The following is a 17,481-nucleotide window of genomic DNA, read 5'->3' as shown; positions in this document are numbered from 1 at the left end:
TTCAGACAAGGCGTGCTCGCGGATCGAGCGCGCCGTAGCAGAGATCGACCAGGAAGTTCAGGAGCGTGACGAGCAGCGCCGAGAACAGCGTCACGCCCAGCAGCACGGGCAGGTTGAGCGACGAGATCGCGTCGACGAGCAGCCGGCCCACCCCGGCCATGCCGAAGATCCGTTCGGTGATCACCGTCCCGGCCAGCAGCGCGCCGAGGTCGACCCCGAACACCGTGATCACCGGCAGCAGGACGTTGCGCAAGGCGTGGCGCCCCACCACCTTCCGCTCGGTGAGGCCTTTCGCCCGTGCGGTGCGGATGTAGTCCTCGCCGAGGGTTTCCAGCATCTGGCCGCGGGTCAGCCGCGCGTAGATCGCCGCGTGCAGGAACGCCAGCACGAACCACGGCAGCACGAGGTGCCACGCCCACTGCACGGGGTCCTCGGTGAGCGGCACGTACCCGTTCTTCGGGACGACGTCGAGGGCGAACGCGAAGATCGTGATGCCGATCATCCCGGCGAGGTAGGCGGGCATGGACACCCCGGCCATCGCGGCGGCCATCGTGACCCGGTCGGCGGCGGATCCCCGGCGCAGCGCCGAAAGCACGCCGAGCCCGACCCCGAGCACGATCCAGATCGCGGCCGCGCCGAGGGCGACCGAGAAGCTGACCCCGACCCGGCTGCCGATCTCGCTGAGGACGTCGACGTTGTTCTGGAAGTCGTAGCCGAAGCACGGTGCCGTGCAGTGGATCGCGGCGGCGCCGGTGCCGAACGTGCGGCCGCCGAAGATGCCGCCGAGGAAGTCGACGAACTGCTGGTACCACGGAGAGTTGTAGCCCATGAACTCCCGAGCCAGCGCGAGGCTCTCCGGCGAGCACGGGCGGCCGCAGGCCATCCGGGCCGGGTCCGCGGGCAGGACGTAGAACACCACGAACGTCACGAAGGCGACGACGAGCAGGACCAGCAGCATCCCGGCGAAGCGGGTGGCGACGAAGCGGGCGGTGCGCATCAGGCGGCACTCCCCGACCGCGGGTCGAGCGCGTCGCGGATCGCGTCGCCGACGACGTTGAACGCCAGGGTGACCAGGAACAGCATCAGCCCGGGGAAGACCAGGTACATCGGGTCCGTCTCGAAGAAGTCGATGGCCCCGCTGATCGTGCGGCCCCAGCTGGGGGTCGGCGGCAGCACGCCGACGCCGAGGAAGGACAGCGCGGCTTCGTTGCCGATCATCGACGGGATGGAGAGGCTGGCGACGACGATGATCGGCGCCCACAGGTTCGGCAGCAGCTCCTTCGTGAACACGTGCCACGGGCCGCCGCCGATGGCCCGGGCCGCGGCGACGAAGTCACGCTTGGCCAGCGTCAGGGCTTGAGCGCGCACGATGCGGGCGATGCGCGGCCAGCCGAAGAGCCCGAGGACGACGATCAGCGTGATCTGCCGCGGGAAGTCCACCGGCAGGACCGCGCCGAGCGCGATCATGAAGATCAGGTAGGGGAAGCCGAGGATGACGTCGGCGGTCCAGGTGACCACCCGGTCCCACCAGCCGCCGAGGTAGCCGGCGCTCACCCCGATCACGACGCCGAGCGCGGTGGCCAGCACGGTGGCGCCGAGCCCGACCAGCAGTGACGTCCGGGCGCCGTGCGCGACGAGCGCGAAGAGGTCGACCCCGGTCAGGGGCTCGACGCCGAACCAGTGCGCGCCGCTCACCCCGCCGAGGCTGCCCGCGGGCAGCCCGGTCGGGCCGAGCGTGGCGATGTCCGGGGCGAGGCTCTGCCCCTCGGCCAGGACGAACAGGTCGGCCCCGGCGGCGAGGAGCACGATCAGGACGGCCAGCAGCGCGCAGGCGGACGTCCACCGCCCGGACCGGACGGCGCGCCACACGGCGGCGGGCAGCGAGCGCGCCGCGAGTGGCGGGAGGGAGGGGGCGGACACAGCACCTCAAGGTTCAGCCGATCGAGTGACGACCGGACCTTAAGGAGTTTTTCGGTGATCGCTCCACTGTCTCATCATGTGGACGGCAAGTAACCCGCTTTGTGGTTGTTCTGTCCGTTTCGCTCCGGTTCGGGGCCAGGATGCGGACGCATCAGGCGGGCACCTCCGGCATTCCGGCCGCGCTCCCCCGGAACCGCGTCAACCGCAGGCTGTTCGACACCACCAGACAGCTCGACATCGCCATCGCCGCACCCGCGATCATCGGGTTCAGCAGACCCGCCGCGGCCAACGGCAACGCCGCCACGTTGTAGGCCAGTGCCCAGAACAGGTTGGCCTTGATCGTCGCCAGGGTGCGGCGGCTGAGCCGGATCGCGTCCACCGCCGCCAGGAGATCGCCGCGGACGAGCGTCAGGTCGCTGGCCTCGATCGCCGCGTCCGTGCCCGTGCCGATCGCCAGGCCCAGGTCGGCCGTCGCCAGGGCCGCCGCGTCGTTGACGCCGTCGCCGATCATCGCGACCACCCGGCCCTGCGCCTGCATCCCCTGGATCACTTCGACCTTCTGCTCCGGGGACACGCCCGCGATCACGTCGGTGATCCCGGCTTCGCGGCCGATCGCGCGGGCGACCGTCTCGTTGTCGCCGGTCAGCAGCACCGGGTTCAGGCCGAGGCGGCGCAGCTGGAACACCGCGGGCGCCGACGTCGGCTTGACGCTGTCCGCGACCACCAGCACCGCGTGCGCCAGCCCATCCCAGGCGAGGACCACCGCGGTGTTCCCCTCCTGTTCGGCCCGCTCCTTGGCGCGCAGCAACGACTGCGGCAGCCGGACGTTCAGCCGCCGCAGCAGCTCGGGACGGCCGATGACGACCCGGTGGCCCTCGACCCGGCCGAGCACGCCGAACCCCGCCACCGTCCGGAACTCCCGCACCTGGCCCACCCAGCCGAACCGCTTGACGGCCGCGGCGGTGACGGCGACCGCGATCGGGTGCTCGGACGCGTTTTCCAGCGCCCCGGCCAGCTGCAGCGCGAGGTCGCGCGGTGTGTCGTCGTCGGTCCGGATCGCGGCCAGGCTCATCTTGCCCGTGGTCACCGTGCCGGTCTTGTCGAGCACGACGGTGTCGACCCGCCGCGTCGACTCGAGCATCTCCGGGCCCTTCACCAGCACGCCGAGCTGGGCGCCGCGGCCGGTGCCCACGAGCAGCGCGGTCGGCGTCGCCAGGCCCAGTGCACACGGGCACGCGATGATCAGCACGGCCACCGCGGCGGTGAACGCGGCCGCCGTCTCCGCGCCGGACACGAGCCAGAACACCAGCGTGGCCAAGGAAAGCGCCATCACCACCGGCACGAACACCGCCGAGACGCGGTCGGCGAGCCGCTGCACGTCCGCCTTGCCGCTCTGGGCCCGCTCCACCATCGCGGCGATCCGCGCCAGCCGCGTGTCGGCGCCGACCCGGGTGGCGCACACGACCAGGCGTCCGCTCATGTTCACCGTCGCGCCGACGACCTCGGCACCCGCCGCGACTTCGACCGGCACCGCTTCCCCGGTGACCAGGCTCAGGTCGACGGCCGACGTGCCGTCCTCGATCACGCCGTCGGTGGCGATCTTCTCGCCGGGCCGCACGACGAACCGGTCGCCGGTGCGCAGTTCGTCGATCGGGATGCGTTCTTCGCGGCCGTCGCGCAGCACGGAGACGGACTTCGCGCCGAGGTCGAGCAGTGCGCGCAGGGCGGCTCCGGCGCGGCGCCGCGACCGGGCTTCGAAGAACCGGCCGGCCAGGATGAACAGCGTGACGCCGGTGGCGACCTCGAAGTAGATCCCGTCGACGTCGTGGTCGGCGGCGAGGGAGAAGTCGAACTCGTGCCGCATCCCGATTTCGCCCGCCCCGCCGAGCAGCAGCGCGTACAGCGACCAGAGGTAGGCCGCGGCGACCCCGATCGAGACGAGGGTGTCCATCGTGGCCGTCCGGTGCTTCAGGTTCGCCCACGCCGCGCGGTGCAGCGGCCCCGCGCCCCACGCGACGACCGGCGTCGCGAGCACCAGCGACACCCACTGCCAGGCCGGGAACTGCAGCACGGGCACCATCGCGAGCACGATGACCGGCACTGCGAGGACGGCGGACACGAGCAGCCGCTGCCGCACCGGATCGGCGGCGGGTTCCGGCGGCTCCGGCGCGGGTGGCCGGGCGGTGTAGCCGGCGGCTTCGATCGCCGCGACGACGTCCTCGACCGTGAGCGACGCCGGCACCGAGACGGCGGCCTTCCCGGTGGCGTAGTTGACGGTCGCGCGGACGCCGTCGACGCGGTTGAGCTTGCGTTCGATCCGCGCGGCGCACGAGCCGCACGTCATGCCACCGACCTCGAGCTCCACGTCGCGCGGGGGCCGCAGCGCGGCGATCGGCGCGGTGACCGGGTCGCGCAGGTACCCGCCGGTCATCGGACGAGCTGGTAGCCCGCGACCCGGACGGCGCTCTCGACGTGCTCGAGGGCCAGCGCCGACTCGCTGGTGACGACGACGCGGCCGGCCGGCACGTCGACGTCGACGTCCCGGACGCCGGGCAGCTCGCCGAGCTCCTCGCGAACCGAAGCCGCGCAGTGCCCGCAGGTCATCCCCGTCACCACGTACGTACTCTGAGTCATTGTTGCGCCTTCCGGCCGTGGCCTTCCCGAGACCGGGCAGTGGCCTTGCCGTAACAAGGTCGGCCGGCGGGCCCGGCTGGTTCCCGGGAATTTCGGTCAAGATCATCTTCAACCGTTCCGGCCCGTGAGCCGTATCAGCGGGTGTGAGGCCACTTCGCGCGGACGACGACGAGATCACCCGCTGGGCCCGGCTGGCCGGCCGCGGCGACCGGGTCGCCCTGGACCACTTCGTGCGCGCCACGCAGCCGCACGTCTGGCGGTTCGTGGCGAGCCTGGGCGACGTGCAGACCGCCGACGACCTGGTCCAGGAGACCTACCTGCGGGCGCTGGGGTCGTTGAGCCGCTTCAAGGGCGACTCGTCGGCCCGCACGTGGCTGCTCTCGATCGCCCGCCGCGCGGTCGCCGACCAGATCCGCGCCGCGCGCTGCCGTCCGCGGTCGGCGTCCGCCGCCGACTGGCAGACACTCTCCGAGCGCGACGAGCCGGCGACGCGGTCGCTGCTGGAGGAGCAGGTGGTCCTGGACCAGCTGGTCGGCGCGCTGGATCCGGAGCGGCGGGACGCGTTCGTGCTCACCCAGGCGCTCGGGCTGTCGTACGCGGACGCCGCCGAGGTGTGCGGGTGCCCGGTCGGCACGATCCGGTCGCGGGTGGCCCGGGCGCGCGACGACCTCCTCGCCGCGATGGCCGACGCGCCGCCCCGGCGCAGCGCCGTCGGGTGATCCGCTGGAACCGGGCCGGGACCGTGGACGACTATCTACCCGTGGACTGCGCACCTTTCCGGGAATCGCTCTCGGCCGCGATGGACGGCGAGACCGGCCCGTTGCCCGAGGCCGAAGTGGAACGCCACCTGCAGGGCTGTGGCGCGTGCCAGGCCTGGCGGGACCAGGCCCAGCGGCTGCGCCGCGCGATGGTGCGCCAGGCGCCCGCGGTGCCCGACCTGACGGCGGCGATCCTCGAGCGGGCCCCGCTGCCATCGCGCGAGAAGTGGGCGGCGCGGGTCGCGCTGGGGCTCGTCGGGCTGGTCCAGTCCGGCCTCGGGTTCGCCGAGTTCCTGGTGCCGGGGGACGCACACGCGGCGCACGCGGGCGCGATCCACCTGAGCAACGAGAGTGCGGCGTGGAACCTGGCGCTGGGCATCGGCCTGCTGTGGGCGGCATTGCGCCCCCGCACCGCCGGCGCGCAGCTGCCGCTGGTCGCCGGTTTCGCGCTGGTGCTCGGGGTGGCATCGGTGATCGACGTGTCCGGCGGCCAGGTCGGGGCCGGCCGCCTGCTGACCCACAGCTTGCTGGTAGTGGGACTGGTGTTGATGGTCGTGGTCCACCGCGAACACCGCCGGAGCCCGGCCCCGGCACCGTTGAACGCGGACGCACTGGGAACGGACGACGAAGTGCATCTTCCGGAGCACGACGCACCGGCACGGCTGGCGCCGGTCCGCCGGTTCCCGCGGAGGCCGGCCAGCCGCCACCGCGCGGCTTGAGCCGGCGGGCGAGCTTTCCCGCGCCGGGCCGGCCAACCGGGACTGCGGCCTGAGCCGGCGGGCTTTCCAGCGCCGGGCCGGCAAGCCCGCACCGCGCGGCTTGAGCCGGCGGGCGAGCTTTCCCGCGCCGGGCCGGCCAACCCGCACCACGCGGCCTGAGCCGGCGGTTCGCCGAACCGATCCGCAGTGCGGCACTGCCCCGCCGGCGAACCGGTAGCCCGCGCCGCCGCACAGCTCCCCGCGGCCGCCGCGAACTCGCCGGCCACATCGCGCGCCGCGTCCGGGAACCATCCCGGACCCCGGGCCGACTACTGCACCAGTGGCGGTGACCGGACCCGAGGAGACGACCATGAACGCACCCCTGCGGCACATCGCGACGTTCTGCGGCCAGTGCAACTGCGGCTGCCCGGAGCTCTACGTCGCCGACGACGCGCCGGCCGAGCGCCGGATCGTCATCACCGATGACTTCGGCCAGAAGATCGAGATGAGTGTCGGCCAGCTCGAAGTCCTGGTCGCCGACATCAAGACCGGCGTGCTCGACGGGCTCCTCGCGCCGGCCTGATTCCCCGCGTCGCGGGGGTGCCGAGGCCCACCCGGGCGTCGGCACCCCCGCCGCGTCACAGCATCGCGACCAGCATCACGGTCGTGCCGAGGCCCATCAGGGCGTCGGCGCCCCACCCGGCCGTCCGGACCGGCGGCAACGCGACCCGCACGCCATCGATCGCTCGGGCCAGAAACGCCAGCCCCGCCGCGCAGAACGCGATCGCCAGCACCACCGCGACGACCACCACGTCGGCCGGCACCCCTCCCCCGGCCGACGGCACCGCCATCGCCATGCCCTCCATCCCCGGCATGTCCATGGTCGTCGCCGCGCCGCTGCCCACCATCGCGCGGGGCATCGCGAACACCATCCACGCCATCGCCGCCATCATCACCGCGTGGTAGCCCGGGTGCCACCGGTCGGTACCCCGGGCCGCCGCCACGGCGAACCAGGCCGCGGCGAACCCGAACAGCACCAACTGCGGCAGCCGGGCGAAGCTCATCGTGGCGGGCCACACCATCGCGACCATGCCCGCGCACATCGCCGTGTGCAGCACGTCGCCGAACCGGCTCGTCACCGGTCCTTGCCGCAGGCACCGGTACAGGCAGAAGAACCCGGTGCCCGCGAACACGATCGTCAGGATCCACCGCAACCCGGTCGCCTCGATCACGACACCACCTCCGGACGGCGAGCCCCGACGATCAGGTCCACGACCAGGAAACCCAGCAGGGACAAGCCGAACACCGGCAGGTAGTACCCCACGACGGCGGTCACCACCAGCACCGGCGCGAGCACCCGGCCCGGGATCCGCCGCCAGGTTCCGCGCGACGGCGGACGCCCGGCCCGCGCGTCACCACGGGTCGGCCGGCGCAGCCACCACATCCGGTAGCCCCAGACGATCACCGCGATCAGCCCGAGCGCCAGCGCCGTCAGCACGATCTGGTTGGCCACGCCGAACAGCAGGCCCATGTGCGCGTCGATCCCCCATCGCGCCAGCTTCGCCGCGAGCGAGTAGTCCGCGAACGGCAGCGTGTCGGTGATCCGCCCGGTCGCCGGGTCGACGGCCATCGAGTCCGCCTTGGTCGGCCAGTCGCGGCCGACCTGCTGCACGACATACGCTTTGCCCGGCGTGGCCGGCGGGCGGATCTCCACCGGGTCCGCCAAGCCGGCGGACAGCGTCGCCGCGCGCACGGCGTCGATCCCGACGTCCGTTCGCGCCGCCGAAGCCGGAAGCGCGGTCGACACCGACGGCGTCGTCCAGTCCAGTTCGGACCGCAGTTCGCTGATGCTCGCGCCCGCGTGCTCGGACCACGTCAGCCCGGTGGCCGACAGGACCAGCAGCCCGGCCGCGATCACCAGGCCGGTCGTGCGGTGCCACGACAGGAGCCGTCCTCGCTTGCTCCGCGACGACTTGCGCTTCCCCAGCCACAGCGCGATCCCGGCCAGCACGACCACCCACAGCCAGCTGGCCGCGAGTTCGCTGTACCAGCGGCCGACGTCGCCCAGGTGCAGGCTGCGGTGCAGGGTGTCGACCCAGCCGCGCACCGGCATCGCCTGGCCCGAGCCGTAGGTCTCCAGCTGCCCGCGCACCTCCGCGGTGTGCGGGTCGACGAACACCGTCCAGTGGTAGCTGGGCTCGAGCCCGGGGCGGTCGAAGATCACCTGCGTCGAGTCGGCCGGCGTGGGCCCGGGCCGGATCCCGGTGACGGTCCCGTCCGGCACGGCGGCCCGGGCGACGGCGGCCTGCTGCTCCAGCGGGACGACCCCGGGCGCCGCCGGGACGTGCAGCTCGTGGTCGTAGACGGCCTGCTCCAGCTGCGGCGTCCAGACGTAGGCCAGCCCGGTCACCGCCGCGACCAGCAGGAACGGCCCGATGAACACCCCGGCGTAGAAGTGCAGGCGCAGCACCAGCGGCCGGATCGCCGCCCAGGTGAGCTTCGGCTGCGCCGCCGGTCCGGCCGTGCGCTCGTCGCTCCGGTCGATCGACATCGAGCTCCCTTCCCGTCCGCGGCGGCCGCCGCCTCAGGAGAGAGGTCGGCTGGAATCCGCGTACGGTTCCCGGGAATCCCGGAGTTCCCGGCGCGTCAAGCCGTTCCACCCGCCGGGCGCGCTTCGCATCTTCGCGCGGGGCAACGACAATCGCGGCCATGACGATCCAGCCGGAACGCCCCGGGGTGCTCGACGTGACCATCCGGATCGACCTCAGCGGTCCGGCCCGTGACGCCGCGCTCGTCGCCGCCCGGCTGGCGTCCGCGCTCGACGGCCTGGCCAGCGTCGACGTCTTCCCGGCGCGATCCCACCTGAAGCTGGTGCCGGACGCGCTGCTGCACATCGAAACCGGCTCCCGGCGGGCGATCCTGCTCGGCAGGCACCTCGAGCTGACCCGGCTGGAGTTCGACCTGCTGCGCTACCTCGGCGCGCACCCGGACCAGGTCTTCACCCGCGCCGCGCTGAAGACCGCGCTGTGGCCGCGGCAGGACGGCGGCGACCGGACCGTCGACGTCCACGTGCGCAAGCTCCGGGCCAAGCTGGCCCCGCACCTGGACCCGATCACCACCGTCCGCGGGATCGGCTACCGCTTCGAGAGCTCCGCACCGGTCGCGCTGACCTGAACGCGGTCGCGCTCGGCCCACCGCACCACCGCCGGAACCGCCAAGCCGGTGGCCGCGAAGATCCCGCCGACCACCCACCACCCCGGCGTGCCCCAGGTGATGCACAGCGCGATCAGCACCGCCGGCCCCAGCGTCACACCCAGGCCCAGGCCCATGCCGAACAGTCCCTGGTACTGCCCGACCGCGTGCGGCGGCGCGAGCGTGAACGACAGCTCGAAGCCGCCCGCGGCCTGCCAGATCTCGCCCACCGTGTGCACGATCACCGCCGCCAGCAACAGGACCAGGGCCAGCCACGTCGGCGCCCCGGCCATCGCCGCGATCGCCACGCACGCGGCGAAGAACGCGAACCCGGCACGCCGGAACGCCACCGCGCCCGCCTTCGTCGTGTCGATCCGGCGGCTCGCGCGGACCTGGAAGAACACCACGATCACCGTGTTCACCACCATCACGCCGGAGACCGTCCAGTTCGGTGCCGCCGTGCGGGCGACCAGCCACAGCGGGACCGCCGCGGTCAGCACCCGGTACTGGATCGCCATGACGCCGTCGAGCAGGGTCAGCACGAGGTACGGCCGGTCGCGCAGGGCGACCCACCGCGGTCCGGTGCCCGCCGGTTTCGGCGGGACCGACGGCAGGAACAGCACCACGGCCGCGCTCGCCGCGTAGGAGACCGCGCTGCCCGCGATGAGCAGCAGGTACGCGTTGCGGGTGTCCGCCGCGACGCCCCAGCCGGCCAGCAGCGCGCCGAGCGCGATGCCCAGGTTCGTCACCGACCGGAGGTAGCCGCGGAACTCCGCCGGCCGGTCGCCGCCGTACTCCTGCACGAGCGGGCTGCGTGCGGCGGGCCCGGCCGTCTGGGCCGCGGCGCCGAGGCTCGCGAACACCACGAACGTCCAGAACCCTTGCGCCAGGCACAATCCCGCCATCGAGACCGCGCCGAGCACGAGGGTGAGCGCGTAGACCGTGCGGGCGCCGTGGCGGTCGGCGAGGTGCCCGAACGGGATCCCGGCCGAGAGCGACACCGCGCCGGCGACCGTCAGCCCGAGGCCGACCTGGCCGGCGGGCAGCTGGACTACGCGCGTGAAGTACAGAACGCCGGCGGTCAGGTAGACGCCGTAGCCGGTCATCGTGATCAGCGTCGCCACCGCGAGCAGCCGGGGTGGACCGCCGCGGGGCAGGAGCGCGGGCATGGGCAGGCCTTTCTCAGCCGTGGGACAGGGCGCTGGTCTGCGTGGGCAAGCCGGTGCGGCGGGGCGGTGCCGCGGTCCACCGGCACAGGCTGACGCCGAGGTTCATGCCACCGCCGAACCCGGCCAGCAGCACGACGTCGCCGACGTCGAGGGCGCCGGCGCGGTGGGCGGCGTCGAGCGTGATGGGCACGGAAGCCGCGCCGGTGTTGGCGAACTCCCCGACCGTCAGGTGCAGGGCCGCGTTCGGCAGGGCGAGCGCCTCCCCCAGCTCGCGCAGCAGCACGCCGTTGGCCTGGTGCGGCACGAGGTGGTCGACGGCGGTGGCGGGCAGCCCGCTTTCCCGCAGTGCCTGGGTGATCGCCGACGGGACGTGCCCGGTGACGAACTCACGCACACCGCGGCCGTCCATCCGGAAGAAGTGCTCGCCGTCCAGCACCGACCGGACCGACGCGGGCACCCGGCTGCCGCCGGCGCGCACGCCGATGAGCCGGTGGTCGTCACCGTGTCCGCGCAGCCGCGTGCCGATGACGCCCCCTCCCGCCGGTACGGGGCCGAGCACGACCGCCCCCGCACCGTCACCGAACAGGATCGCGGTCTTGCGGTCACGCACGTCCAGGATGCGGGAGTAGATGTCGGCGCCGATCACCAGCGCGTGGCCGCCGTCGCGCACGAGACCCTGGGCCATCGCGAGTGCGTAGACGAACCCGCTGCACACCGCGTTGACGTCGACGGCCGAAGCCGAGCGGGCGCCGATGAGGTGCTGGACCAGGCTGGCCGTGGCCGGCTGCGGGTGGTCCGGGGTGGAGGTCGCGACGACGACGTGGTCGACGTCGTCCGGGCTGAGGCCCGCGGCGAGCAGCGCCCGGTCGGCCGCGATCGCCGCGAGGTTGGAGGTGGCCTGCCCGGGTGCGGCGTGCCGGCGTTCGCGGATGCCGGTCTTGCGTTCGATCCACGCCGCGTCGACGCCGGCCGCCGGGGCGATCTCGGCGTTGGTGACGACGCGGTCGGGCAGGTAGGAGCCGGTGCTCAGAATGCCGATGTCGGTCATCTCGTCCTCAGGTCAGCGCAGGGCCCACAGGCCCGGCAGGCGATCGGGTTCGGACTCGGGCACGAACTTCACCGAGTCCACGAGGTCGGCGGCCAGCGCACTCGCCGCTTCCGGCGTCTCGGCGCCGACGACGATCAGGCCGACGCGGTCGCCGGAGCGGTGCAGGGGCTTGACTTCGTCGCCGGGCCCGACGCCGAGTTCGGCGTACAGGACGGCGGGGTGGGCGAGGACGTCGTCCCAGCCCTCGACCGCGGCGAGCCGGCCCGGCGGCGGCGTGAGGTACCGGACGGCCGCGCCCCGGCTCGGTTCCAGCGGGATATCGGTGACCGGCCGGCCGAGCAGGTCGTCGAAGACCAGCCCGTACAGCTCGAGGCCCGGGATGGCGTGGGCGAGCATGCGGTGGATCCAGTCGCCGCCGAAGCGGCCGTGCACCTCGCCCAGCACGACCCCGGCCGGGGTCAGCCACAGCTCGACGTGGAAGCCGCCGACGCGCAGCCCGAGCGTCTTCAACGCGCCGGTCACCTGCGTTTCGATCTCCTGCCGCCGGGCGTCCGGCAGCGGCGCGGGCAGCACGTGCCCGGTCTCGACGAAGAACGGCGGCGGCACCTTCTCCTTGGCGGTGACGGCGAGGACCTTCGGGACACCTCCGAGGAAGACGCCTTCGACGCTGAACTCGGGCCCCTCGACGAACTGCTCCACCAGGAACGGCTTCGCGTCCGGTAGCAGCGCGAGCGCCGCGGGCAGCTGCCCGGGCTCGGTCACCAGGCTCACGCCGGTGCTGCCCATGGCATCGCGGGGTTTCACGATCCACGGCCCGGCGTACTCGCCGAGGAAGGCTTCGGCCTCGGCTTCGGTCGCGCAGAGCCGGACGACCGGCTGCGGGAACCCGGCGGCGGCCAGCGCTTCGCGACAGGCGTCCTTGGTCCGGACGCGGTGCACGGCCTCGGGCGGGTTGCCCGCGACGCCGATCGCTTCGGCCGTCTCGGCGACGGCGACCTGGGCCAGCTCCTGCAGCGCGTAGACGGCGTCGAAGCGCTCGTCCCGCGCCTTCGCCCAGGCCGCGGACTCGCCGGGCTTGAGAACGTCCACAGTGGACGTCGCCGCCGCCTTGCCGACGACGTCTTCGGTCGCGGCGAGCACTTCGGCGGTGTTGGTGACGTGCACGCGGATGCCGCGGGCCGCCGCCTGGGCCAGCGCCTCCGCCGCCATGTCGAGGCTGAAGCTGAGCGGCCGGGCGCCGCCGACGAACAACAGGGCAGGTGCGTCAGACATCGGATTCTCCCAGTGGGTTCAGGGTGACGAGGACCTGGTCGGCGGTGACGCCGTCGTTCAGCGCGCAGGAAAGCCGGCCGACGGTCCCGGCGAAGGGCGCGACGATGCGGTTCTCCATCTTCATCGCCTCGACGACCACCAGCAGCTCCCCCGCTTCGACCCGTGCGCCGGGCGCGCACGCCACGCCGACGACGACCCCCGGCATCGGCGTGCGCACCGCGCCGTCGGAGGCGTCGCCGCCGCCTTCGTCGAACGTCCGGCGGGCCAGCGCGACGCGGTGGCCGTCGAGGACGATCTCGTAGCCGTCCGCGGTGGGCAAACCCGTCCACCGGGTGGTCCCCACCGTGCCGCGGACCACCCTGTCGTCCGCCGGGCCGGCGGTGACGGTGAAGCGGTGGCCGTCGGTCTCGACGTGCAGTCCGGCCCGGTCGCGGGCCAGCAGCCGGGCCTCGCGGTCGCGGCCGTCGCGGCGCAGGACGAGGCGGCCGAGCGGCGCGTCGGGGTCGAGCGCGGCGCGGTCGAAGGCTCCGATGGTCCCGGTCCACGGCGAGGCCGCGGCGGCCCGGTCCGGCACCGCCAGGGCCGCCGCGCACGCCAGGGCCTGCGCGTCGCGGCAGTGCGGAGCCGGACGGGCGGTGAAGCCGTCGACCAGGTGGGTGTCCACCCGGCCCTCGGCCACCCGGGGTTCGGCCAGCAGCTCGCCGAGGAAGCCGAGGTTGGTGGTCAGGCCGACGAGCGTGGTCTCCTCGATCGCCGTGCGCAGGCGGGCGAGGGCCGCCGGCCGGTCGGCCCCGGTGGCCACGAGCTTCGCGACCATCGGGTCGTAGAACCCCGGCACCGCACCGGAGTCGTCGAACGCGGCCTCGACGCGGACGCCCTGGGGCCACCGGACGACCTCGGCGTGGCCCGGCGCCGGGCGGAAGCCGTGCTCGGGGTCCTCGGCGTACACCCGGCACTCGATCGCGTGCCCGGTGGCGCGGATCTGCCACTGCTCCAGCGGGAGCGGCTCGCCGTCGGCGACGCGCAGCTGCCACTCGACGAGGTCCAGCCCGGTGATCTCCTCGGTGACCGGGTGCTCGACCTGCAGCCGGGTGTTGACCTCCAGGAAGAAGAACCGCCCGTCGCCGTCGAGGATGAACTCGAACGTGCCCGCGCCGAGGTACCCCAGCGCGGTCGCACCCCGCACGGCCGCGTCGAGCAGCGCGTGCCGGGTCGGGGCCGGCAGGTGCGGCGCCGGTGCCTCCTCGACGATCTTCTGGTGCCGCCGCTGCAGCGAGCACTCGCGCTCGAAGAGGTGGACGACGTTCCCGTGCCGGTCGCCGAAGACCTGCACCTCGAGGTGCCGCGGCGCGGCGACGTACCGCTCGGCCAGCAGCCGGCCGTCGCCGAACCCGGCGCGGCCCAGCCGGACGGCCTCCTCGACCGCGTCGGGCAGCTCCGCTTCGGTGTGGACCACGCGCATGCCCTTGCCGCCGCCCCCGGCGACCGGCTTGAGGATCACCGGGTAGCCGATCCGGCGCGCGTCGGCGAGCAGGACGTCCGCCGACTCGGTCGCGTGCTCGGAGCCGGGCAGGACCGGGACGCCGGCCGCGGCCATCAGCTCCCGGGCGCGGGCCTTGTCCCCCATCGCCTCGATCGTGGCCGCGTCCGGTCCGATGAAGACGAGCCCGGCTTCGGTGACGCGGGCGGCGAACTCCGGGTTCTCGGACAGGAACCCGTAGCCGGGGTGCACGGCGTCGCAGTTCGTGCGCAGGGCCGCGTCGACGACCGCGTCGATGTCGAGGTAGCTCTCCCGGGCCGGCGACGGTCCGATGTGGACGGTTTCGGCCGCGTCCGCGAGGTGGGCCGCGCCGGCGTCGGCGGCGGAGTGCACCGCGACGTGGTCGACGCCGAGCCGGCGGCAGGTGCGCGCGATCCGGCGGGCGATCTCCCCGCGGTTGGCGATGAGCACACGTTTCGGCATCGTCCCCTCACATCCTGAAGACCCCGAAGCGGGTCTCCCGCTTCGGCGCGTCGGCGGCCATGGCCAGGCACAGCGCCAGCCAGTCGCGCGTCTCGACCGGGTCCACGACGGCGTCGACCCACAGCCGGGCCGCGTAGTACAGCGGCTGCGCCTGCCGTTCGTAGGAGGCGAGGATCGGCTCGCGGATCTCCGCCTCCTCCTCGGGCGTGAGCTCGCGGCCCTCCTTGGCGAGCTGGTCGCCGCGGATCAGGGTCATCACCTTGGCCGTCTGCTCGGCACCGACCACAGTGGACCGCGCGCTCGGCCACATGGCCATCAGCTGCGACCCCATGGACCGCCCGCACATGGCGAAGTTGCCCGCGCCGTAGCTGCCGCCGATCACCAGGCTGAACTTCGGCACCTTCGCGCACGACACGGCGTTGACGAGCTTGGCGCCGTGCTTGGTGATCCCGCCGGCCTCGTACTCGGCGCCGACCATGAACCCGTTGATGTTGTGCAGGAACAGCAGCGGGATGTCCCGCTGCGCGCACACCTCGATGAAGTTCGCGGCCTTCTGCGCGCTCTCGGAGAACAGGACGCCGTCGTTGATCAGCACGCCCACCGGGTAGCCGCCGACGTGCCCGGTCCCGCAGACGATCGTCGGGCCGAAGCGGGCGCGGTACTCGGTGAACTCGCTGTCGTCGAGCAGCCGCGCGAGGATCTCGCGCGCCGGGATGTGCTCCTTCAGCCCGGCGCTCACGACCCCGGGCAGCTCGGCGGGGTCGTACTTCGGCGGACGGGGCTCCCGGGCCGGCGGCGACAGCGGCGGCCGGGAGCTGCGCGCCGCGAGGTCGCGCAGGATCTCGAGGGCGTGGTCGTCGGTCTCGGCGAGGTGGTCGGCGACCCCGGTGACGCGGGTGTGCAGGTCGGCGCCGCCGAGCGTCTCCGCGTCGACGACCTCGCCGGTCGCCGCGCGCACCAGCTGCGGGCCGCCGAGGAACACCGTGCCGGTGCCGCGGACCATGACCGTCTCGTCGCACATCGCCGGGATGTACGCGCCGCCCGCGGTGCACGAGCCCATCACCGCGGCCAGCTGCGGCAGCCCTTCGGCGGACATCTCGGCGATGTTGCGGAAGATGCGGCCGAGGTGGTCCTCGTCGGGGAACAGGTCTTCCTGCAGCGGCAGGAACACGCCACCCGAGTCGACGAGGTAGAGGCAGCCGAGGCCGTTCTCCCGGGCGATCTTCTGCCCGCGCAGGTGCTTGCGGACGCCGAGCGGGAAGTACGTGCCGCCCTTCACCGTGGCGTCGTTGGCGAAGACCATGAACGGCCGTCCGGCGACGATCCCGACGCCCACGACGAGCGCGGCCGAGGGCACCGGCTCGTCGTAGACGTCGTGCGCGGCGAGCTGGCCGACCTCCAGCAAGGGCGTCCCGGGGTCGAGCAGCCGCGCGATGCGCTGCCGGGCGGTCAGCTTGCCGCGCGCCGCGTGCTTGCGGTGGGCCTTCTCGCTGCCGCCGGCCAGTGCCGCTTCCCGGGCGCGGGCGATGACCTCGCGGTTGACCTCGAAGTCCTCGGCGTTGCGGCGGAAGGCGGCCGAAGCGACGTCGACGTGCGAGCGCAGCGCCGTCACGCCTCCCCCAGGGTGCCCAGCAGCGCCGCGAACTTCTCGATCTCGGCCGTGGTCATGCTGGCGCGCAGCATGATCCGCAGGCCGGCCTTGCCACGGCCGATGATCGGGAAGAAGATCGGCGAGACGTAGAAGCCGGCCCGGAACAGGTCCTGGGCGAGCCGGACGGTCGCGTCCTCCGACCCCACCCGCACGAACCGGATCGGCAGCCCGTCGCCGCGTTCGCCGGTCTCCACCAGGCGGTCGAAGAGCGCGATGTTGTCCTGCAGGCGCTGCTGCAACGCGGTCAGCTCGTCGGTGCGGTGCAGCTCCGCGGACGCGAGCAGGCCGCCGAGGCCCGCGGTGTTGATGCGCTGCGACCACATGAGCGGGCCGCCGTTGCGCTGCGCGGTGTCCAGCCGCCACTGGGATCCCCGCTTGCCGAGGAAGATCGCGCCGCCGGACGCGCCGAAGCCCTTGTTGAGCGAGGTGATGATGATCGTGCGGTCGTTGATCCGGCCCAGTTCCTCCAGCACGACGCCGCGGCCGCGGTGCCCGACCGTCGAGATGCCGTGGGCCTCGTCGAAGACCAGGAAGAGGCCGTACTTGTCCTGCAGGGCCAGGAGTTCCTTCACCGGTGCCTGCCCGCCGGTGCTGTACACGCCGTCGGCGACGTAGGCGACGCGCTTGTGCTGCTTGCACAACGCTTCGAGCGCTTCGACGTCGTTGTGCGGGACCACCGTGACTTCGGTTTCGTCGGCGACGCTCGGCTTCATCGCGTTGAGGCAGAAGTGGGCGTTCTTGTCGAACACCATCAGCGGCGGCTCGCCTTCGGTGAAGATCCCGGAGGCGACCAGCGGCAGCGCCGACCACGCGGCAGCGGCGCACGAGTTGAGCGTCACGGCCTCGACGTCGAACAGTTCCGACAGCGCCGCTTCGGCGTCCCGGAGCGCGCCGAACCGCACGCGCATCCGGGACGTCGACGTGTTCAGCGCGCCTTCGGCGAGCACGGCGTCGGCCGCGGCCCGCACCAGCTTCGGGTGGGTGTCGAGGCCGAGGTAGGAGTAGGACGACATGTTGACGAACTCGTGGCCGTCGTCGAGCCCGCGGTGGCGTCCGTCGCCGAGCCCGGCGACGACGACGTCGAACAGCCCGGCCTTGTCGGTGACGTCCCAGAAGTCGTCGCTGATCCGGGCGGACTTCTTGATGTTCAGGAACGAGTGCACGGTTTCTCCTCGG

16 protein-coding genes are annotated in these 17,481 nt (G+C 73.2%); 4 read left to right on the top strand and 12 right to left on the bottom strand.

Translation table 11 applies throughout. The features are described from left to right. Position 1 precedes the first annotated feature (1 nt). From QSK39_RS29570 to QSK39_RS29555, 4 genes are all read right to left on the bottom strand, one after another. Complete coding sequence (locus QSK39_RS29570; RefSeq protein ID WP_285481112.1) at positions 2-997, bottom strand: ABC transporter permease; 996 nt, start codon at positions 995-997, stop codon at positions 2-4. Further along, the gene (locus QSK39_RS29565) at positions 997-1,920 is read right to left on the bottom strand and encodes an ABC transporter permease (protein ID WP_285481111.1); all 924 of its coding nucleotides are present in this window, start codon (positions 1,918-1,920) and stop codon (positions 997-999) included. The genes QSK39_RS29570 and QSK39_RS29565 overlap by 1 nt, the downstream gene beginning before the upstream one ends. A 151-nt stretch (positions 1,921-2,071) precedes the next feature. Then, positions 2,072-4,351: a heavy metal translocating P-type ATPase gene (locus QSK39_RS29560; protein WP_353051093.1), complete on the bottom strand. Its 2,280-nt coding sequence runs from the start codon at positions 4,349-4,351 to the stop codon at positions 2,072-2,074. Next, positions 4,348-4,554 (bottom strand): heavy-metal-associated domain-containing protein, encoded by a 207-nt coding sequence (locus tag QSK39_RS29555; RefSeq protein ID WP_285481110.1) that lies wholly within the window; start codon positions 4,552-4,554, stop codon positions 4,348-4,350. The genes QSK39_RS29560 and QSK39_RS29555 overlap by 4 nt, the downstream gene beginning before the upstream one ends. Before the next feature lie 143 nt (positions 4,555-4,697). Here QSK39_RS29555 and QSK39_RS29550 point away from each other — a divergent pair, with 143 nt between their 5' ends. The 3 genes from QSK39_RS29550 to QSK39_RS29540 all read left to right on the top strand — a co-directional run bounded on the left by QSK39_RS29550 (position 4,698) and on the right by QSK39_RS29540 (position 6,593). Continuing rightward, positions 4,698-5,273 (top strand): sigma-70 family RNA polymerase sigma factor, encoded by a 576-nt coding sequence (locus tag QSK39_RS29550; RefSeq protein ID WP_285481109.1) that lies wholly within the window; start codon positions 4,698-4,700, stop codon positions 5,271-5,273. A gap of 41 nt (positions 5,274-5,314) precedes the next feature. Beyond that, on the top strand, positions 5,315-6,031 hold the full coding sequence (locus tag QSK39_RS29545; RefSeq protein ID WP_285481108.1) for a zf-HC2 domain-containing protein: 717 nt from the start codon (positions 5,315-5,317) through the stop codon (positions 6,029-6,031). A gap of 349 nt (positions 6,032-6,380) precedes the next feature. Then, the gene (locus QSK39_RS29540; RefSeq protein WP_285481107.1) at positions 6,381-6,593 is read left to right on the top strand and encodes a hypothetical protein; all 213 of its coding nucleotides are present in this window, start codon (positions 6,381-6,383) and stop codon (positions 6,591-6,593) included. Between the two features lie 55 nt (positions 6,594-6,648). Here QSK39_RS29540 and QSK39_RS29535 read toward each other — a convergent pair whose 3' ends face one another. Both QSK39_RS29535 and QSK39_RS29530 read right to left on the bottom strand, forming a co-directional pair. Beyond that, a complete protein-coding gene (locus tag QSK39_RS29535; RefSeq protein WP_285481106.1) occupies positions 6,649-7,242 on the bottom strand; it encodes a DUF5134 domain-containing protein in 594 nt (197 codons plus the stop codon). Beyond that, a complete protein-coding gene (locus QSK39_RS29530) occupies positions 7,239-8,561 on the bottom strand; it encodes a PepSY-associated TM helix domain-containing protein (RefSeq protein WP_285481105.1) in 1,323 nt (440 codons plus the stop codon). Before QSK39_RS29530 ends, QSK39_RS29535 begins: the two co-directional genes overlap by 4 nt. Before the next feature lie 158 nt (positions 8,562-8,719). Between QSK39_RS29530 and QSK39_RS29525 the strand changes: the two genes are divergently transcribed. After that, positions 8,720-9,184, top strand: a complete 465-nt coding sequence (locus QSK39_RS29525; protein ID WP_285481104.1) for a winged helix-turn-helix domain-containing protein — start codon at positions 8,720-8,722, stop codon at positions 9,182-9,184. Here QSK39_RS29525 and QSK39_RS29520 read toward each other — a convergent pair. From QSK39_RS29520 to QSK39_RS29495, 6 genes are read right to left on the bottom strand one after another with little or no spacing between them, the layout of a single operon-like run. After that, a complete protein-coding gene (locus QSK39_RS29520) occupies positions 9,145-10,371 on the bottom strand; it encodes an MFS transporter (RefSeq protein ID WP_285481103.1) in 1,227 nt (408 codons plus the stop codon). The two genes, QSK39_RS29525 and QSK39_RS29520, sit on opposite strands and share 40 nt — an antisense overlap. 13 nt (positions 10,372-10,384) lie before the next feature. Continuing rightward, entirely contained in the window at positions 10,385-11,419 is a 1,035-nt protein-coding gene (locus tag QSK39_RS29515; protein WP_285481102.1) for a 3-oxoacyl-ACP synthase III family protein, read from the bottom strand. A 12-nt stretch (positions 11,420-11,431) separates the two neighbouring features. Further along, positions 11,432-12,691, bottom strand: coding sequence for an ATP-grasp domain-containing protein (locus QSK39_RS29510; RefSeq protein ID WP_285481101.1), 1,260 nt, complete (start codon positions 12,689-12,691; stop codon positions 11,432-11,434). Continuing rightward, positions 12,684-14,654, bottom strand: coding sequence for an acetyl/propionyl/methylcrotonyl-CoA carboxylase subunit alpha (locus QSK39_RS29505; RefSeq protein ID WP_285481100.1), 1,971 nt, complete (start codon positions 14,652-14,654; stop codon positions 12,684-12,686). Before QSK39_RS29505 ends, QSK39_RS29510 begins: the two co-directional genes overlap by 8 nt. Before the next feature lie 7 nt (positions 14,655-14,661). Next, a complete protein-coding gene (locus QSK39_RS29500) occupies positions 14,662-16,266 on the bottom strand; it encodes a carboxyl transferase domain-containing protein (RefSeq protein WP_285481099.1) in 1,605 nt (534 codons plus the stop codon). Further along, positions 16,263-17,468 (bottom strand): 8-amino-7-oxononanoate synthase family protein, encoded by a 1,206-nt coding sequence (locus QSK39_RS29495; protein WP_285481098.1) that lies wholly within the window; start codon positions 17,466-17,468, stop codon positions 16,263-16,265. The genes QSK39_RS29500 and QSK39_RS29495 overlap by 4 nt, the downstream gene beginning before the upstream one ends. Positions 17,469-17,481 lie beyond the last annotated feature (13 nt).

This window comes from Amycolatopsis sp. NBRC 101858 (assembly GCF_030269325.1).
Taxonomy (GTDB): Bacteria; Actinomycetota; Actinomycetes; order Mycobacteriales; family Pseudonocardiaceae; genus Amycolatopsis; species Amycolatopsis ponsaeliensis.
The sequence above is the reverse complement of the archived record's forward strand: the minus strand, read 5'-3'. Positions and strand labels throughout refer to the sequence as shown.

Bases quoted from the DNA above. Each gene is read 5' to 3' on its own strand.
- QSK39_RS29570 (WP_285481112.1), bottom strand. From the start codon at position 997: ATGCGCACCGCCCGCTTCGTCGCCACCCGCTTCGCCGGGATGCTGCTG.
- QSK39_RS29560 (WP_353051093.1), bottom strand. From the start codon at position 4,351: ATGACCGGCGGGTACCTGCGCGACCCGGTCACCGCGCCGATCGCCGCG.
- QSK39_RS29555 (WP_285481110.1), bottom strand. From the start codon at position 4,554: ATGACTCAGAGTACGTACGTGGTGACGGGGATGACCTGCGGGCACTGC.
- QSK39_RS29540 (WP_285481107.1), top strand. From the start codon at position 6,381: ATGAACGCACCCCTGCGGCACATCGCGACGTTCTGCGGCCAGTGCAAC.
- QSK39_RS29530 (WP_285481105.1), bottom strand. From the start codon at position 8,561: ATGTCGATCGACCGGAGCGACGAGCGCACGGCCGGACCGGCGGCGCAG.
- QSK39_RS29525 (WP_285481104.1), top strand. From the start codon at position 8,720: ATGACGATCCAGCCGGAACGCCCCGGGGTGCTCGACGTGACCATCCGG.
- QSK39_RS29520 (WP_285481103.1), bottom strand. From the start codon at position 10,371: ATGCCCGCGCTCCTGCCCCGCGGCGGTCCACCCCGGCTGCTCGCGGTG.
- QSK39_RS29515 (WP_285481102.1), bottom strand. From the start codon at position 11,419: ATGACCGACATCGGCATTCTGAGCACCGGCTCCTACCTGCCCGACCGC.
- QSK39_RS29510 (WP_285481101.1), bottom strand. From the start codon at position 12,691: ATGTCTGACGCACCTGCCCTGTTGTTCGTCGGCGGCGCCCGGCCGCTC.
- QSK39_RS29505 (WP_285481100.1), bottom strand. From the start codon at position 14,654: ATGCCGAAACGTGTGCTCATCGCCAACCGCGGGGAGATCGCCCGCCGG.